The 15,441-nt window shown below is 69.9% G+C and carries 18 protein-coding genes; 9 read left to right on the top strand and 9 right to left on the bottom strand.

Annotated features, from left to right (window positions below; all coding sequences use genetic code 11):
* Positions 1–109 precede the first annotated feature (109 nt).
* On the top strand, positions 110–460 hold the full coding sequence (locus tag ASF21_RS04995; protein ID WP_235498697.1) for a PaaI family thioesterase: 351 nt from the start codon (positions 110–112) through the stop codon (positions 458–460).
* A 20-nt stretch (positions 461–480) separates the two neighbouring features.
* Positions 481–1,344, top strand: a complete 864-nt coding sequence (locus ASF21_RS04990; RefSeq protein ID WP_055767572.1) for an SGNH/GDSL hydrolase family protein — start codon at positions 481–483, stop codon at positions 1,342–1,344.
* 150 nt (positions 1,345–1,494) lie between these two features.
* On the opposite strand, the gene ASF21_RS04985 is transcribed toward ASF21_RS04990, so the two are convergent.
* Positions 1,495–2,349 (bottom strand): tyrosine-protein phosphatase, encoded by an 855-nt coding sequence (locus tag ASF21_RS04985; RefSeq protein WP_082471236.1) that lies wholly within the window; start codon positions 2,347–2,349, stop codon positions 1,495–1,497.
* Positions 2,350–2,449: 100 nt separating this feature from the next.
* Here ASF21_RS04985 and ASF21_RS04980 point away from each other — a divergent pair, with 100 nt between their 5' ends.
* From ASF21_RS04980 to ASF21_RS04965, 4 genes are all read left to right on the top strand, one after another.
* The gene (locus tag ASF21_RS04980) at positions 2,450–3,199 is read left to right on the top strand and encodes a GAF and ANTAR domain-containing protein (RefSeq protein ID WP_055767567.1); all 750 of its coding nucleotides are present in this window, start codon (positions 2,450–2,452) and stop codon (positions 3,197–3,199) included.
* A 100-nt stretch (positions 3,200–3,299) separates the two neighbouring features.
* Positions 3,300–4,253 carry a 1,4-dihydroxy-2-naphthoyl-CoA synthase gene (locus ASF21_RS04975; protein ID WP_055767565.1) on the top strand — a complete coding sequence of 318 codons (954 nt, stop codon included), beginning with the start codon at positions 3,300–3,302 and terminating at the stop codon, positions 4,251–4,253.
* A 7-nt stretch (positions 4,254–4,260) separates the two neighbouring features.
* Positions 4,261–5,391: an AMP-binding protein gene (locus ASF21_RS04970; RefSeq protein ID WP_055767562.1), complete on the top strand. Its 1,131-nt coding sequence runs from the start codon at positions 4,261–4,263 to the stop codon at positions 5,389–5,391.
* Between the two features lie 53 nt (positions 5,392–5,444).
* Positions 5,445–6,329, top strand: coding sequence for a 1,4-dihydroxy-2-naphthoate polyprenyltransferase (locus ASF21_RS04965; protein ID WP_055767559.1), 885 nt, complete (start codon positions 5,445–5,447; stop codon positions 6,327–6,329).
* Between the two features lie 39 nt (positions 6,330–6,368).
* Here ASF21_RS04965 and ASF21_RS04960 read toward each other — a convergent pair whose 3' ends face one another.
* On the bottom strand, positions 6,369–6,665 hold the full coding sequence (locus ASF21_RS04960) for a DUF4229 domain-containing protein (protein WP_055767555.1): 297 nt from the start codon (positions 6,663–6,665) through the stop codon (positions 6,369–6,371).
* 30 nt (positions 6,666–6,695) lie between these two features.
* On the opposite strand from ASF21_RS04960, the gene ASF21_RS04955 reads away from it, so the two are divergent.
* The gene (locus ASF21_RS04955; protein ID WP_082471234.1) at positions 6,696–7,142 is read left to right on the top strand and encodes a PLD nuclease N-terminal domain-containing protein; all 447 of its coding nucleotides are present in this window, start codon (positions 6,696–6,698) and stop codon (positions 7,140–7,142) included.
* A 414-nt stretch (positions 7,143–7,556) separates the two neighbouring features.
* Here the strand turns inward: ASF21_RS04955 and ccsB are convergent, their stop codons facing one another.
* The 5 genes from ccsB to ASF21_RS04930 form a co-directional block, all read right to left on the bottom strand.
* Positions 7,557–8,591, bottom strand: a complete 1,035-nt coding sequence (gene ccsB, locus ASF21_RS04950) for a c-type cytochrome biogenesis protein CcsB (protein ID WP_055767552.1) — start codon at positions 8,589–8,591, stop codon at positions 7,557–7,559.
* The gene (locus tag ASF21_RS04945; protein ID WP_055767550.1) at positions 8,591–10,309 is read right to left on the bottom strand and encodes a cytochrome c biogenesis protein ResB; all 1,719 of its coding nucleotides are present in this window, start codon (positions 10,307–10,309) and stop codon (positions 8,591–8,593) included. The genes ccsB and ASF21_RS04945 overlap by 1 nt, the downstream gene beginning before the upstream one ends.
* A 55-nt stretch (positions 10,310–10,364) precedes the next feature.
* Positions 10,365–11,168, bottom strand: coding sequence for a cytochrome c biogenesis CcdA family protein (locus ASF21_RS04940; protein ID WP_055769176.1), 804 nt, complete (start codon positions 11,166–11,168; stop codon positions 10,365–10,367).
* Between the two features lie 33 nt (positions 11,169–11,201).
* Positions 11,202–11,771 (bottom strand): TlpA family protein disulfide reductase, encoded by a 570-nt coding sequence (locus tag ASF21_RS04935; RefSeq protein ID WP_055769169.1) that lies wholly within the window; start codon positions 11,769–11,771, stop codon positions 11,202–11,204.
* Between the two features lie 90 nt (positions 11,772–11,861).
* On the bottom strand, positions 11,862–12,533 hold the full coding sequence (locus ASF21_RS04930) for a histidine phosphatase family protein (protein WP_055767547.1): 672 nt from the start codon (positions 12,531–12,533) through the stop codon (positions 11,862–11,864).
* 171 nt (positions 12,534–12,704) lie between these two features.
* Here ASF21_RS04930 and ASF21_RS04925 point away from each other — a divergent pair, with 171 nt between their 5' ends.
* Together ASF21_RS04925 and ASF21_RS04920 are read left to right on the top strand one after the other, a co-directional pair.
* Complete coding sequence (locus ASF21_RS04925) at positions 12,705–13,262, top strand: YceI family protein (RefSeq protein WP_055767544.1); 558 nt, start codon at positions 12,705–12,707, stop codon at positions 13,260–13,262.
* A 285-nt stretch (positions 13,263–13,547) separates the two neighbouring features.
* Positions 13,548–14,207, top strand: coding sequence for a hypothetical protein (locus tag ASF21_RS04920; RefSeq protein WP_157365744.1), 660 nt, complete (start codon positions 13,548–13,550; stop codon positions 14,205–14,207).
* A 17-nt stretch (positions 14,208–14,224) separates the two neighbouring features.
* On the opposite strand, the gene ASF21_RS04915 is transcribed toward ASF21_RS04920, so the two are convergent.
* Positions 14,225–14,911 (bottom strand): redox-sensing transcriptional repressor Rex, encoded by a 687-nt coding sequence (locus ASF21_RS04915; protein WP_055767534.1) that lies wholly within the window; start codon positions 14,909–14,911, stop codon positions 14,225–14,227.
* A 218-nt stretch (positions 14,912–15,129) separates the two neighbouring features.
* On the bottom strand, positions 15,130–15,393 hold the full coding sequence (locus ASF21_RS04910) for a glutaredoxin family protein (RefSeq protein WP_200914770.1): 264 nt from the start codon (positions 15,391–15,393) through the stop codon (positions 15,130–15,132).
* Positions 15,394–15,441 lie beyond the last annotated feature (48 nt).

The raw sequence follows: 15,441 nt of genomic DNA, 5'->3' as shown, positions 1-15,441 counted from the left end.
GGCTAGAGTTGCCGTCGACCGACCCCGTTCCACCGCCCCGGAGACCGCAGCCGTGACCCACGAATCCCCCGCACCCTGGACCATCACCCTAGGCGAGCTCGACGAGAAGATGGGCGTGCGGATCCTCGAGCAGTCCGTGGAACGCGTGGTCGCCACGATGCCTGTCGAGGGCAACCGTCAGTCCTTCGGACTGCTGCACGGCGGTGCTTCCCTGGCCGTCGGGGAGGCGGTCGGCTCCTGGGCCGCGGTCATCCATGCCTCCACCCTCGGCCGGACGGCCGTCGGTGTCGACGTGTCCGCGACCCATCACAGGAGTGCGCGCGAGGGCGTCATCACCATCACCGCGACCCCGATCCACCTGGGCCGGACCCTCACCACCCACGAGGTCCTGATCACCGATGCGGCAGGCGGGCGGCTGTGCACCCTGAGGATCACGAACCTCCTCCTCGACAAGCGCTGATCCGCGAGTACCGTTAGGCCATGACTCCCGCCGCGCGTGTCCTCTGTCAGCACTCCCTCAGGTTCGCCGTCCTCGCGACCGCAGCCTCCGCCCTCCTGGCCGGTGGTGCCGCCCCCGCGGAAGCAGCGCCCAAGCAGCCGCTCTCCTATGTCTCGCTCGGTGACTCCTACGCCTCCGGTTTCGGTGCCGGCTCCTACGTGAACGCGTGCGGCCAGTCACCCTTGGGCCTGCCCGGCATCCTGGACGGCAAGAAGCAGGTGCAGCTCGTCGCCGACGCCACCTGCGCAGGAGCCAAGGCCGCCACGGAGCCGGGTGGCGCCCTCGATCTCCCCGAGCAGGTGGCCCGGGTGGCGGCTGCAGGCGCGCTCTCCCCCGCCACGGACCTCGTCACCCTCTCGGCAGGCGGGAACGACGTCGGATTCGGCGAGATCGCCGGTGTGTGCGCCACGCAGTCGACGGCCGTCTGCGCCCAGGTGATCGCCGGCAAGAACGCGACAGCGCTGCCGGTGCTCGACCGGAACCTGGACACGCTCTTCGATTCCCTCGATGCGGCCGCGCCGAACGCGACGGTCGCCGTCACCGGGTACCCCCACCTGTTCTCGCCCGAGTTCGGCGTCCCGGTCATCCCGGTCGCCTCGCAGACGGCCTTCAACGCCGGGACGGATGCGCTCAATGCGGTCATCCGGAACCAGGCCGAGGCGCACGGGTACACCTTCGTGGACCTCGTGCAGAAGTTCGACGGTCACGGCCTCGGCTCCCCGTCGCCGTGGATCACCTTCCGCGCCGGTGCGGTGGACAATCTGCACCCGACGGCGGAGGGGTACAAGTCGGGGTACTTCCCCGCCGTTCGCAGCTCGGTCAACCTCGCCCAGCTGCAGCGCTGATCACCCCTTGCCGCTGGGCAGGTCCAGCAGCACCCGGTCCTGGCGGGCAGGGATCTCCCGTCGGGGACGAGCGGCTCCGCGGTCGTCGGATGCCCGGTGGTCCTGCGGGGCCGGCTCCCGGCCCTGGCGCCGCCCGCCCGGTCGGCGTCGCTAGCGGTGCGCGGGTGCTCGCGGACCGGTGAGCCGCGCGCGCAGCAGGTCGAGCTCGGCCTCCGTGAGTCCGGCGTCGAGGAGGTAGCGGGCGGCGTCGAGCGAGGACAGCAGCGTTCGGAGGTGCCCCTGCGCGACGGTGAGCCACTCGGTCAGTTCCTCGTCGGAGCGCGGCGTCTCGTGCGGCACCTCCTGGCCCCGGTAGCGGTCATTGATCGCCGTCACGGCTCTCGCGTAGTCGGCGCCGATTTCCGGATGCGGGATGCCGGACGCCGCCAGCAGCAGCGCCACCACCATGCCCGTCCGGTCCCTGCCGGCGGCGCAGTGGATGACGACTCCCCCGGGTGGTGCGGTGATGAACGCCCGGGCGATGGCCCCGAACTTCTCCGGCCAGCGGTCCAGGTTCTCGCGGTAGTGCTCGGGGGTGTTCAGGTACGGGCCGGTCAACGCCATGAAGTCGGCGTCCGCCTGGTCCTCGGTCGGCAGGTTGAGGACCAGGAACCGGGCGAGGACGTCCGGCTGGACGCGCGGATCAGGGGAACGTCGTCCCAGCTCGAACGGGTTGCGCAGGTCGATCACGGTGCGGACGCCGTGATCCCAGGCCTGCTCCCACCCCGCCTCCGTGACCCACTCCTGCCGGCCCATCCGGTAGAGGCGCCCCGGCTGCACAGCGGACACGACCGCTCCGACGTCACGCGCGTTCACCGCTCCGTCCCAGAGGGGGCCCGGCGGCGTGGCTCCGGCGGCCGGAGAGTGCGAGCCGGACGATGCTCCGCCCTCGGCGGGCGGCAAGGATGCGCCGGAGCGGACGGGCGGGACTGGGTGGAGCGGGCTCGAGACCGGTGCGGCGTCCATGCGCCGAAGCCTAGCAAGCACAGTCCGGCGGGCGGCGCACGGCCCATCGTCGACGGAGAAGACTCCTGCATCGGCCGTCGGCGCCGACTACGGTGATCCGATGACGCCGAACGGGACCGATGACAGCAGCGCCGTCGAGCAATCGGTGGACAGCGATCTCCTGGACTTCGTGACCGGGACGGGGGACATCCACGATTTCCTGCAGGAGATCGCCACCCGGGCCGCGCGCCACCTCACGACGCCGGACCACCAGGTGATGTGCGCCGTCTCCCTGCTGCGCCGGCGCCGCCCCATGACCGTCGCCTGGAGCAGCGAGGACGCGCGGCGACTGGACGACGAGCAGAACCGGGTGGCCGAGGGGCCGTGCATCACTGCAGCCCGCTCGCTCGAGAAGGTGTACGTCCCGGACACGCTGCAGGACGACCGGTGGCCCGACTACCTGCCGACGGCGAGCGGACAGGGAGTACGTTCCATCCTCGGCACGCCGTTCCACCTCGCCGACGAGGCGGACGCGGGCCTGAACTTCTACAGCTCGTCCCCTGACGCCTTCGCTGCCACGTCGATCGGCGTCGCGCACGAGTTCGTCCGCGAGACCTCGAATGCACTCCGGCTCGCCGTCCGCCTCGCCGTGCTCGCCTCCGAGCGGGACGATCTCGATGCCGCCCTGCGTTCGCGGTCGACGATCAACACCGCCGTCGGGATCCTGATGGCGCAGAACCACTGCTCGCAGAAGGAGGCGCTGACCTTCCTCGAGCGCGCCTCCAGCGTCCGCAACCTGAAGCTGAGGGACGTGGCAGCCGCCGTCGTCGCCTCCGCCGGCGGTACCGCGGGTCCCCCGCCTGCGCCGTGACCGGAACCGTGGCAGCCGGGGCCTTCGCCCCGGCACGCCGCGGCCTGCATCGCGCAGGAAGCTCGGCAGGGCCTGCCTCCCGCGCGGCTAGACTCGACGGGTGACTTCAGAGCTCCCCGCCTCGGTATCCGACACCTTCGACCCCGCTCGTTGGCGCGTCGTCGCAGGATTCGAGGACTTCACGGACCTGACCTACCACCGCCAGGTGGAGCGCGACCACGACGGCGACGTGGTGCGCGACCTCCCTACGGTGCGCATCGCGTTCGACCGCCCCGAGGTCCGTAACGCCTTCCGCCCGGGCACCGTCGACGAGTTGTACCGCGCGCTCGACCACGCCCGCATGACCCCCGAGGTCGCCACGGTCCTGCTGACCGGCAACGGGCCGAGCCCTCGCGACGGGGGCCATGCCTTCTGCTCCGGCGGCGACCAGCGGATCCGCGGCCGGGACGGCTACCGCTATGCGGAGGGCGAGACGAGGGAGACGATCGACCCGGCACGCGCCGGACGGCTCCACATCCTGGAGGTTCAGCGCCTGATCCGCACCATGCCGAAGGTCGTGATCGCCGTCGTCAACGGCTGGGCAGCCGGTGGGGGGCACAGCCTGCACGTCGTCGCGGACCTGACGATCGCCTCGGCGCAGCACGGGAAGTTCAAGCAGACCGACGCGACCGTGGGCAGTTTCGACGCCGGATACGGGTCCGCGCTCCTCGCGCGCCAGATCGGGCAGAAGAAGGCGCGGGAGATCTTCTTCCTCGCGCGTGAGTACTCGGCGGCGGAGATGGTGGAGATGGGGGCCGTCAACGAGGCCGTCGACCATGCGGAGCTGGAGGTGGTGGCGCTCGGATACGCGGCGGACATCGCCCGGCAGAGCCCGCAGGCCCTCCGTATGCTGAAGTTCGCCTTCAATCTGGCGGACGACGGCCTCGCCGGGCAGCAGGTCTTCGCGGGCGAGGCGACGCGCCTCGCCTACATGACCGACGAGGCCGTGGAGGGCAAGGAGGCGTTCCTCGAGAAACGCGCTCCCGACTGGTCCTCGTTCCCCTACTACTTCTAGGAGCGGCGTGGAACTTCTTCCCGTCCACACCCCGGACGGTTCCGATCCCCTGGAGCTGCTCCCATCCCTCGCCGCGGCACTCGCCGGTGAGGGTCCCGCCGTCGCCCCCCACGTGCTCCCCGGCCAGGAGTTCCGGGGCACGCTGCCCAACGACGAGATCGCCGCCGTGATCAGCACCTCTGGGTCCACCGGCACACCCAAGCAGACGATGCTGAGCGTCGACGCCCTCGCCGCCTCGGCCATGGGGACGGCGTTCGCCCTGAAGGGCGAGGGACAGTGGCTCCTCACCCTGCCGGTGCACTACGTGGCCGGCTTCCAGGTGCTGGTCCGGTCGCTCTTCGCCGGGACGCAGCCGTGGGTCATGGACACCTCGGCGGGCTTCACCCCGGCAGCCTTCACCGCGGGGGCGGCCGAACTGACGGACAAGGTCCGCTTCACCTCGCTGGTGCCCACGCAGCTCCACCGCCTGCTCACCGATCCCTCCCCGGAGACCCTGCGGGTCCTGCGGCGCTTCGACCGGATCCTCCTCGGCGGTGCACCCGCCGGTTCCGCCCTGCGCTCCCTTGCGCGGAGCCACGACCTGCGGATCGTCGAGACCTACGGTATGAGCGAGACCTGCGGCGGGTGCGTGTACGACGGCGTCCCGCTCGACGGCGTCGACCTCCGTTCCGTCGACGGACGCCTGCGCATCGGTGGAACGGTCCTCGCCGAAGGGTACCTGGGCGCGCCCGAGCTCACCGAGGAGCGGTTCGTCTTCAACGCAGGCCAGCGGTGGTTCGCGACCGACGACGCCGGGGACGTGGCCCTCGACGGCTCGGTGACGGTGCACGGCAGGCTCGACGACGTCATCATCACCGGCGCCCTGAAGGTCTCCGCCGCGAAGGTCACCGATGTGATCGAGGCGCTTCCGGGCGTCGAACAGGCCATGGTGCTCGGCGTCCGCAGCGAGGAGTGGGGCTCGGCCGTGGCGGCGGCGATCGTGGGCGACGTGGACGCCGACGTCATCCGACAGGCGGTCCACGTCGAACTGGGAGCACACGCCGTGCCGAAGGCCATCGTGACCCTGGACGCCTTCCCCCTGCTGCCGGGCGGTAAGCCGGACCGCCGCACCATCCACAGCCTCCTCGAACGCGCCTGACCCTCCGGGCAGAGGGCTCCCCCGACATCCGCACCGACCAGAAGGACCTCCCCGTGGCGACTGCCGCTCAGTGGCTCGAAGGAGCCCGCCCCCGAACCCTGCCGATGGCGTTCGCCCCGGTGATCATCGGCAGTGCGGCGGCCTTCGGGCTCGGCGAGTTCAAGCCCGTCAACGCCGTGCTGGCCGCGATCGTCTCCGTGCTGCTGCAGGTCGGCGTGAACTATGCCAACGACTACTCGGACGGCATCCGCGGGACCGACGACGAGCGCGTGGGTCCCCTCCGTCTCACCGGCTCCGGCGCAGCAGAGCCGCGGCAGGTGAAGCGGGCGGCCTTCACGGCGTTCGGCGTCGCGATGCTGGCGGGCCTCGCCCTGATCGTCCTGTCCCAGGCCTGGATACTCCTGCTGGTCGGTGTGGGCTGCATCGCGGCGGCGTGGGGTTACACCGGCGGCAGGAACCCCTACGGCTACCTGGGGCTCGGTGACGTCTTCGTCTTCGTGTTCTTCGGGCTCGTCGCCACCCTCGGCACCACGTACACCCAGGCCGACCAGCTCTCCGCACCGGCATGGATCGGCGCCGTCTGCACCGGGCTGATCGCCACGGCACTCCTGATGGCCAACAACGTCCGCGACATCCCCACGGACAGCATGGTGGGCAAACGGACCCTGGCGGTGCGGCTGGGCGACACCGCCGCCCGCATCAGCTATGTCATGATGCTGGCGGCCGCCGTCCTGCTGCCCTTGTTGCTCAGCTACGACTACCCGTGGGTGCTGCTGGTGCTCCTGCTCATCCCGGCCTGCCTCATGCCCAGCTGGTTGATGCTCAAGGGGAAGAAGCGCAAGAGTCTGATCCCGGTCCTGAAGCAGACGGGCCTGATCAACCTCGCCTTCAGCATCCTGTTCGGCGCCGGAATCGTCATCACCACGGCCCTCGCCTAGCTCCTGCAGTCCTGGCGGGGTCTTCCTGCGCGCGTCCTGCTAGGCGCGGGGCTTGCGGTCGGAGTTGACCGGCATATTGGGGTCCAGTGCGTCCTCCGCGGCCGCGTCGTCGAGCTCGACGGCGGTGCGCACAGGTGGTGCCCCCGGCGTGAACCGACGCTGGAGCGTCGCTGCCGCGGCGTCCCGGAGGTCGCGGGCGAAGAGGTAGGTCAGGCACCAGGCGAGGATCGCGGCGACCACGGCGGAGAAGAACAGTCCGAGGCCCAGCAGCACGCAGGCCACATAGAACACGACGATCAGCAGGAGGCGCAGGGCGCTGAATTTGAGGAAGGCCACGCTCCAAGTTTACTCGCCTACAATTGGCGCATGCCTCGCCTCCTGCTGTTCGCCGCGATCCTCGGGGTCGCCGTCATCATCTACGCGCTCATCGATTGCGTGATGAGTCGCAAACACGAGGTACGCAGCATCTCCAAGACCGCGTGGTTCATCACGATCCTCGTCCTGCCGCTCATCGGAGCCGGCATGTGGTTCCTCCTGGGGCGCCCGCGCAACGACGGCCCATCCGGTCCGCGCCGGCCCGCACCGCGCAAACCCACCGCGCCCGATGACGATCCCGCCTTCCTCCAGAACCTCGAGGCACAGCGGCGGCAGCAGGCGCGCGAGCAGGAACGTCGACGGCGCGAGCAGGAGCAGAAGGATCTCGACGCGAAAGCGCGCGAGCGGGATGCCCGGGGCCCTGCCGAGGACGGCAAGGCCGACGGCGAGGGGAACGACGACGCCGGATCCGGCCCCGCGGGAGTCCACCGCCCCTAGCGGGCCTTCCGAGGACCTTCGGTGTCCGGGCCTGACGAGGGCGTTCATCGGCCGTCGCGGACCTCTCGAAGGTGTTCATCGGCCGTCGCGGACTCCCGGTGGCCGGCACCCTGTGCGCTGCGTCCCTCCCACTGTCCAGCAGGATGACGTGGAATGGTCGAACCCTCCCAGGTGCGGAGGCCTCGGGCGGGCAGATCCGCACCTGCAGTTCCCGGGGTGCCGAGCACGCAGCAGGAAGGTACTCAGGCGCCCACGCAGGAGCTCCGGCCCACAGTGCGTGGGCACACCACGGGCAACACCTCAGGGATCGCTACACGCCACCCACCCACCCACCCACCCACCCACCCACGCATCCCGGACACGACGAAGCCCCGCGGTCGGGACCGCGGGGCTTCGTCGTGGGCCCGGCTGCTCCTAGACGCCGGAGTAGCTGTGCAGGCCCGAGAAGTAGATGTTCACGATCGTGAAGTTGAAGACGATGCAGAGGTACCCGACGATCGAGAGCCAGGCGGCGCGCGTACCCGTCCAGCCCCTGGTGGCGCGAGCGTGCAGGTACCCGGCGTAGACGGTCCAGATCACGAAGGTCCAGACCTCCTTGGTGTCCCAGCCCCAGTAACGGCCCCAGGCCTGCTCCGCCCAGATGGCGCCAGCCATGAGGGTGAAGGTCCAGCCGACGAACGCGATGGCGTTCAGGCGGTAGGACAGGTTCTCGAGGCTGAGGGCCGAGGGCACCAGGCGGAGGAACTTCGCGGTGTCGACCTTGCCCGCGAGCAGCTTCGCCTCCCGGCTGGTCTGCAGGAGCTGCAGCACGGACATCGCGAAGGTGATGGTGAACAGGGCCGAGGAGGCGACGGCGATGGAGACGTGCACGATCAGCCAGTAGCTCTGCAGGGCCGGGATCAGGCGGGCGACGGGCGTGGGGAACCCGACCGTTGCCGCGCACAGCATGATCACGACGAGGCCCACCACGAAGGAGCCCACGAAGCGGAGGTCCTTGCGGGTGAGGGTGATGAGGAAGATGGCCGCGACGAGGAAGGCACCCGTGGTGCAGAACTCGTACATGTTGCCCCAGGGCACGCGGTTCGCGGCGACACCACGGCTCACGACGGCGGCTCCGTGGATCACGGCCGCCAAAATCGTCAGCGACACCGCGATTCTCGCCGTCCCCCGCCGTGGGCCGGCGCCGTAGTCCATGGAGTCGTCCGCGGTCGCGCGGGCCGGCGGCGTGGACCCCGCTGCCACCGCCCCGCCCCGTGCCCCGACGCCGGCGAGTGCACGCTCGGGCGCACCCTGCTGGCTCGCGAGCCGGGACTCGATCGTGCCGATGGTCGTGCTGGACCGGACGAGGTCCAGCACGAAGAAGATCAGGGCCACCACATAGGCGATGGAGGCCAGCAGCATGAGGAGCTCGCTGATCTGCCCGAGCTCGGCGTTGACTGGTTGTGGCATCAGTTGTCCTTCGTCGTGTGGTGCGAATTCCCCGTGCCGGCTGCCGATGTCCCGGCCTCCTGCAATGTATCTTCCTCCGCGGCACCCTCGGGTGCCAGCCAGCGGTCGGCCAGCAGCTTCTCGACGGCCGTGCCTTCGGCCGGCAGGCGGTGGTCCTCGCCGCGGGCGAGCAGGCCGTACTCGAGCATGATGCGCCCGTCGGGGTGCTCGCCCGTGCGGACCCAGAGCCTGCGCCTGCCGATGAACAGGGACGCCGTCAGGCCCACCAGCGCGAGCGTCGAGAAGACGAGTGCTCCGACCTCCCCCGGGTCGTGGTGGATGTCCAGCGCCACGTAGCGCTTCAGCCCGTCGAAGGTGACCGAGCCCTTGCCCTCGGGCAGGTCGTAGGTCTGGCCGACCCCGAGCACGATCCCGCCGTCGTCGTTCGTGCGGCTGTTGAGCTCGGTCAGGTTCTCGGTGTCGAGGACGTAGACGTTCTCGGGGGTGCCGTCGTCGAGCCCCAGGTCCCCGTAGTAGGAGTTGAGGTTCAGCTGCGGGTTGAAGGGATCAGGATCCCTCGAGAAGGAGACGCCCTCTTCGTCGACGAAGGCGGTGGGGAGGAAGAATCCGACGAAGCCGAGCTGGTCCGGCTTCGCGTCGGGCGCCTTGATGACGATCAGCGAGGTGTAGAGACCGTCGGACGGTACCGAGACGACAGGCCCCTCGGAGGCGATGTTGCCCTCGCCGTCGCGCACCGTCACGACCGGCGCATACCCGTTGCCCACCAGGTAGACGTTGGTGCCGCCGATGGTCACCGGCGCATTGACCTTGAGGACCTGCGGCTCCTCGTCGGCGCCCGGCCCCTCCTGCGTGGTGATGTTCGCCGTGAAATCCAGGGGCTGGCCGTAGTGGCTGGTCTGCTCGCGGTCGAAGCGCACGTCGAAGGAGTCGAGGCGGATCGAGAAGGGATCGAGCCGGTCGTCGGAGAAATTCGATCCGGGGTTGAAGCTGTCGTACCCGATCAGGGTGTTGACGAAGCTGTCGCCCTCGACGATCACCTTCTGGCCGTTGTAGCCGAACAGCCCTCCGACCGCCACGGAGACGAGCACGCCGATCAGCGAGGTGTGGAAGACGAGGTTGCCGAACTCCTTCGCGAGTCCGCGTTCCGCGCCCACCGAGGGACGGTCCGTGCCGGCGTCGCGCACGTCCACCCGGTAACCGCGCTTCTTCAGCAGGGCTGCGGCCTCCTCGGCAGCGGACGACGGCGTGAGCCCTGCCGCGCGTACCCGATGGGCGGGGACCTCGAGCGTGCCGTAGACGGGCAGTCGCGAGAGCCGTCTGGGTGTCCGCGGGGGCGTGGAGCGCACAGCCCTGAAGTGCGCCCGTGCCCGGGGGACCACGCAACCGATGAGCGAGATGAAGAGCAGCAGGTAGATCGCGGAGAACCAGACGGACGAGTAGACGTCGAAGAGCTGGAACCAGTCCAGCACCGGGCCGGTGTCCGGGTTGTTCTGGATGTACTGCGTGACGACCGCGGGATTCGCGGGGCGCTGCGGGAAGAGCGAACCGGGCACCGCCGCGACGGCGAGGAACAGGAGGAGGAACAGCGCGGTGCGCATGCTGGTCAGCTGCGTCCAGGCCCACCGCAGGGTGCCGAGGAAGCCGAGGGAGGGCAGGACGACGTCGGACCGGCGGCTGCCGGCCGTGCTCCCCGTGTCCTCCGAGATGTCCTGCTTCACAGTGCCCTTCCCGTCCGTGCTTCGTCCTCGTGGCTGTTACCGGCGCGTGGGGTCGTCATATCGGCAGCACCACGTTCCCGATCACCAGGTCCTGCAACCGGGTGATCCAGGTGTTCCACAGACCCGTGACCATCAGCACGCCGACGAGGACGAGCATGCCACCCCCGGTGCGCTGCAGCAGGAGGCGGTGCCTGCGGAAGAACGCGAGTGCGCCCATGCCGCGCCGAACGCCGAGTGCGATCAGGAGGAACGGGAGCCCGAGTCCGAGGCAGTAGACGAAGGTCAGCAGGGCACCCTTGAGCGCCGTCGCGTCATTGCCCGAGATGGCCAGGAGCTGGACCGCCCCGAGCGTGGGGCCGATGCAGGGCGCCCACCCGAGCCCGAACGTCACGCCGAGCAGCGGGGCTCCCAGCAGGCCGGCGGGCACCTTCGCGTGCACGCGGCTCTCGCGCTGGAACCAGGACAACCCGCCCATGAAGACGACGCCGAGGAGGATCACGACGACGCCGAACACCTGGATGAGCCACCCCTGGGAGACGCGCAGGAACGCCCCGAGCTGGCCGAAGAGCGCCCCGTAGGCCATGAACACGACGGAGAAGCCCAGCACGAACAGCCCGATCCCGGCGACCATCCGGCCGCGCCGCTGCTTCTCGAGGTCCACCCCGGTGAGCCCCGTGACGTAGCCGAGGTAGCCGGGGACGAGCGGGAGGACACAGGGTGAGGCGAAGGAGACGAGCCCTGCCAGCAGGGCGACCGGCAGGGCGAGGAGCATGGACCCGCTGAGCACGGCGTCGGCGAAGGCGTTCCCCGCGACGAGGGGAACGGAGGTGGAGAGGTGACCGGCCGCGGGCAGGACCATCGAGGTGATCATCGGCGCGCTGCGCGCACGGCGCTACTCCGCGAGCGCATCGGTGATCAGCGCCTTCAACGTACTGCGGTCCGCGAGGCCGAGGATGCGTGCGGACACGCGCCCCTCCTTGTCGAGCACGATGGTGGTCGGCACGGCCTGCGGGGGGACGTACTGCGTCATGTCCAGCAGGACGCCGCCGTCCTTGTCGTCGAAGCTCTCGTACGGGATGGCGAAACTGCGCTCGAAAGCCTCGGCCGTGGCCTGCTCGTCGCGGATGTTGACCCCGTGGAAGACGGCGCCCTGCGGCGCGTATTCGTCGTGCAGCGAGACGAGGTCGGGCGCCTCCTCGCGACAGGGCGCGCACGAGGCGTACCAGAAGTTGAGGACGGCGACCTGGCCGGTCCAGTCGGAACTGGAGACCGCCGTCCCGTCGAAGAGGGTGCCGTCGATGGCGACGGGTTCGCCCCGATCCGTCGGGTCGTACTCCGTGACGGAGCCGTCACCGGCGATGTAGTTCTTGCCGTCTCCCGCATCGGCCTGCTGGGCCAAGGGATCGTCCGCGGCGCACGAGGTCACCACGAGGGAGACCGGCACGGTGAAGGCCAGCACCATGCCCAGCCTGAGCAGCAGGCGACGCCTGGTGGAGCGGACGAGTGTGGTCACGGCTTCTTCCGTTGATTTCTACGACGTGTAGTAATTCTATTACGCCCCGGGGACATTCGCCGCACCGGGCAGGAGGTCCGCGCAGGGTTCGGCGTACCGGACCCGCCGGATGACGTCACCCTCGAAGTCGATCGAGGTCACCGAGGTCAGCGTGCACTCGCGCTGGCGCGGATCGTGCCAGAGACGACGGTGCTCGGCCGCGAGTCGGGTGACCCAGATAGGGAGCTGATGGCTCACCAGGATGGCCTCGGCCGGGGCCTCGGACGCACCGCCCAGCTCGACGGCGCGGCGCCGCGCGTCCTGCACGCCCCTCATGACCCGCTCCGCCTGCTCGCTGTATGGCTCGCCCCAGGACGGACGGAACGGGTTGACGAGCAGCGGCCAGTACCGGGGCTGGCGGAGGCGGCTCTTGATCCTCGACATCCCCTCGAAGCGGTTGTCCGCCTCGATGATGCGCTCGTCGGTGGAGATCTCGAGATCGAGTGCCTCCGCGACGGGCTGCGCCGTCTCCTGCGCACGGGTCAGGGGAGAGGCCACCAGCAGGACGATGTTCGCGCCCTCGTCCCGTCGCTGCGCGAAGTGACCGGCCATCTGGGACGCCATGCGCCGCCCCAGCTCGGAGAGGTGGAACTCGGGGAGCCTGCCGTAGAGGACGCCCTCCGGATTGTGGACCTCACCATGGCGCACCAGGTGGACGGTTGATCTCTGCATTCCCCCAGTTTCCCGCATGCCACCGTGTCACGGCCAATCGCCGACGAGGAGGCGCACGGTGCTCCCGGAACCACTTGGTTGAAGATTTGAGCGATATGTGGAATAAACCATGCATACGCATGCTTTTCCATCTCGTAAGCATTCGCCATCCCTCTTCTCCAGGAGATCATCATGACCGTTCCCACAGGCCTCACCTCCGGCACCTGGTCCTTCGACCCCGCACACAGCGAGGTCGGCTTCAGCGTCCGCCACGCCGGCATCAGCAAGGTCCGAGGATCCTTCAAGGATGTCGACGCCTCCCTCGCCGTCGGCTCCTCGCTCGAGGACTCCGCCATCACCGTCACCATCAAGACCGCCTCCTTCAGCTCGGGCGACGAGAACCGCGACGGCCACGTCAAGAGCGCCGACTTCTTCGACGTCGAGCAGTTCCCGGAGATGACCTTCGTCTCGACGTCGCACGCCGGCTCGGGCGAGAGCTACACGATCACCGGTGACCTCACCATCCGCGGCATTACCAAGTCCGTGACCCTCGAGGCCGACTTCAACGGCGTCGCCGTCGATCCCTTCGGCACCACCCGCGCCGGCGTCTCGGCGTCCACGACCATCTCCCGCAAGGACTTCGGCCTGACCTGGAACGCCGCGCTCGAAGCCGGCGGCGTCCTCGTCGGTGACAAGGTGACCATCAGCATCGAAGCGGAGTTCGTCGCTCCCGTCGCCGCGACGGTCTGACCCGACCCTCCTCCCCCGCCGCACCGCCCGACGGCCGGCGTCGTCCCCCGACGACGCCGGCCGTCGGCGTCCCACGCGCTTCCCGCGGTGGACGTCGCGCACGGGGCGAGCCCGGGTGAGGAGCCCGCCGTCCGCGCCCGGATCGGACGCCGTCTGCCTGTCACCCTCGCGGGGGAACTACTAGGCTGACGGAAGACCGCACCGGCGGCGGGGACGTCCATGGGGGCACCGGCGCCGATCCTGCGGATCCAGGACAGCCACGCACTGCACACGGAGGACGCCGCGATGAGTACGCCACACAACGACCAGGGCCCGGGGAACAACGCGCAGGGCTGGAACCCGCCCGGAGGCGAGAGCCAGGACGGCCGCCCCGCCGGGCAGCAGTACGGGCAGCAGAACAGCTCGGGGCCCAGCGGCTACCAGCCTGCCCAACACTCGAGCTACGCCTACCCGACCTCCGGCAACAGCGCGGGCGGCTCGGACGCACCCGGGAAGGGCCCTGCTCCGAGGGAGGTCGTGCGGGCGTACTACCTCATCCTGGCCGCCGGGGTCGCCTACCTCGTCTCCTCGATCACCTCGGCGCTGCTGATCGACATTCCCGAGATGGCCGGCGGCTCGTTCGGGGTCGGGATCAGGCTGGTCTTCGCCGTGGTGTTCGCGGCCGTCTACGTGGTCCTGGCGCTGTTCATCCGCCGGGGCCAGAACTGGGCCCGCATCACCGCGACCGTCCTGGCAGCGCTGAACGTGGTGTCCACCGTCGGGTCGCTCCTGCTCCTGCCGATCATCAACCAGGCCGCGGAGGCCAGCGGGACCGTCGTCCCCGAGACGCCCGTGATCTCGACGGCGCTCGGCCTCCTCGTCATGCTGCTCGGCGTGGCCGGCGTCGTCATGACCTACCTGAAGCCCGCGCGCCCCTACTTCGCGCCGCAGCGGCTGGGGTACTGACCCCGCTCGACCGCCGGCTACTGGGCGCGGGAGATCGGACCGAGGTCCGGCTCCTGCGCCCTCTGTGCGTGGTAGGCGAGGATCTGCAGCTCGGTGGACATGTCGACCTTGCGCAGCTGCACGTGCGGAGGGACCTGCAGCACCACCGGGGCGAAGCTCAGGATGCTGGAGATGCCCGCCGCGACCAACCGGTCGCACAGTTCCTGGGCGACCGGCCCGGGCACGGAGAGCACGGCCATGTTGGTGCGGGTCCGCTCCAGGACCGTCTCGAGGTCGTCCACGGCACTGACCCGGAGATAGCCGACCTCCGATCCGACGACGAGCTGATCGGCGTCGAACAGCGCCACGATCTCGAAGCCGCGCGAGACGAAGCCCGAGTAACCGGCCAGCGCCCGGCCGAGGTTGCCGGCGCCGATGATGGCCACCCGCCAGTCGAGCGTCAACCCAAGGGCGATGGAGATCTGGCGGTTGAGATACTGCACGTCGTAGCCGACGCCGCGCGTGCCGTAGGAGCCGAGGTAGGACAGGTCCTTGCGGAGCATCGGCGAGTTGACCCCCGCGGCGTCCGCGAGCTCCTCCGAGGAGACGCGCTCGATCCCCTCGCCGAGCAGGCTGTTGAGCGCCCTCAGGTAGATGGTGAGGCGCGCCACCGAGGCGGGAGGGATATGGCGCACCGGATCACCCACGGGGTGGAGGCCTGGCATGTCCGGTGGTGTCACAGTGTGCGGCTCCGTTGCTAGCGCCGCCGCATCCCGGCGGAGGACGGCGGATCCTGGACCCTCGACGGCGGGGCGGACGTATCACCACTTTATGCCGAGCGCGCAGGGCCACCAAGCCCACCGTCGGCCGACACTCCCCGGACAGCCCGGCCGTGGCTCGTCGGAGCTCCGGAGGAGCTCGGCGGGGGCGGTTCGTCGCCGCCTCACCCGCCGGAGAGCAGTCTCCGCAGCCTCGCCTCGTCGATGGACCAGAAATCGCGCTGCACCCCGTCGATGAACAGCACCGGCAGTTCCTCCGCGAAGCGGGCTCCTGCCGTGGGAGCCTCCGTGACGGAGACCTCCTGCCACTCGAGCCCCAGCTCCTGCACGACGCGGGCCACGACGAGCCGGGCCTCCTCGCAGAGATGGCATGCCGGACGGGTCAGAAGGACGACGCCGGTCGCGGGGATCTCCGCCGATGCTTCCATCACTCCACCGTACTGCCGGGTGACGGCAGGGGCAGCGGGACGACGAAC

The sequence above is a fragment of the Arthrobacter sp. Leaf234 genome (assembly GCF_001422665.1).
Classification (GTDB): Bacteria; Actinomycetota; Actinomycetes; order Actinomycetales; family Micrococcaceae; genus Arthrobacter_D.
This window is presented reverse-complemented; position numbering and strand designations above follow the sequence as displayed.

Coding starts and splice junctions, on each gene's coding strand:
- ASF21_RS04995 (WP_235498697.1), top strand. CDS start 110: ATGGGCGTGCGGATCCTCGAGCAGTCCGTGGAACGCGTGGTCGCCACG.
- ASF21_RS04990 (WP_055767572.1), top strand. CDS start 481: ATGACTCCCGCCGCGCGTGTCCTCTGTCAGCACTCCCTCAGGTTCGCC.
- ASF21_RS04985 (WP_082471236.1), bottom strand. CDS start 2,349: ATGGACGCCGCACCGGTCTCGAGCCCGCTCCACCCAGTCCCGCCCGTC.
- ASF21_RS04980 (WP_055767567.1), top strand. CDS start 2,450: ATGACGCCGAACGGGACCGATGACAGCAGCGCCGTCGAGCAATCGGTG.
- ASF21_RS04955 (WP_082471234.1), top strand. CDS start 6,696: ATGCCTCGCCTCCTGCTGTTCGCCGCGATCCTCGGGGTCGCCGTCATC.
- ccsB (WP_055767552.1), bottom strand. CDS start 8,591: ATGCCACAACCAGTCAACGCCGAGCTCGGGCAGATCAGCGAGCTCCTC.
- ASF21_RS04940 (WP_055769176.1), bottom strand. CDS start 11,168: ATGGTCCTGCCCGCGGCCGGTCACCTCTCCACCTCCGTTCCCCTCGTC.
- ASF21_RS04935 (WP_055769169.1), bottom strand. CDS start 11,771: ATGGTGCTGGCCTTCACCGTGCCGGTCTCCCTCGTGGTGACCTCGTGC.
- ASF21_RS04930 (WP_055767547.1), bottom strand. CDS start 12,533: ATGCAGAGATCAACCGTCCACCTGGTGCGCCATGGTGAGGTCCACAAT.
- ASF21_RS04925 (WP_055767544.1), top strand. CDS start 12,705: ATGACCGTTCCCACAGGCCTCACCTCCGGCACCTGGTCCTTCGACCCC.
- ASF21_RS04920 (WP_157365744.1), top strand. CDS start 13,548: ATGAGTACGCCACACAACGACCAGGGCCCGGGGAACAACGCGCAGGGC.
- ASF21_RS04915 (WP_055767534.1), bottom strand. CDS start 14,911: ATGCCAGGCCTCCACCCCGTGGGTGATCCGGTGCGCCATATCCCTCCC.
- ASF21_RS04910 (WP_200914770.1), bottom strand. CDS start 15,393: ATGGAAGCATCGGCGGAGATCCCCGCGACCGGCGTCGTCCTTCTGACC.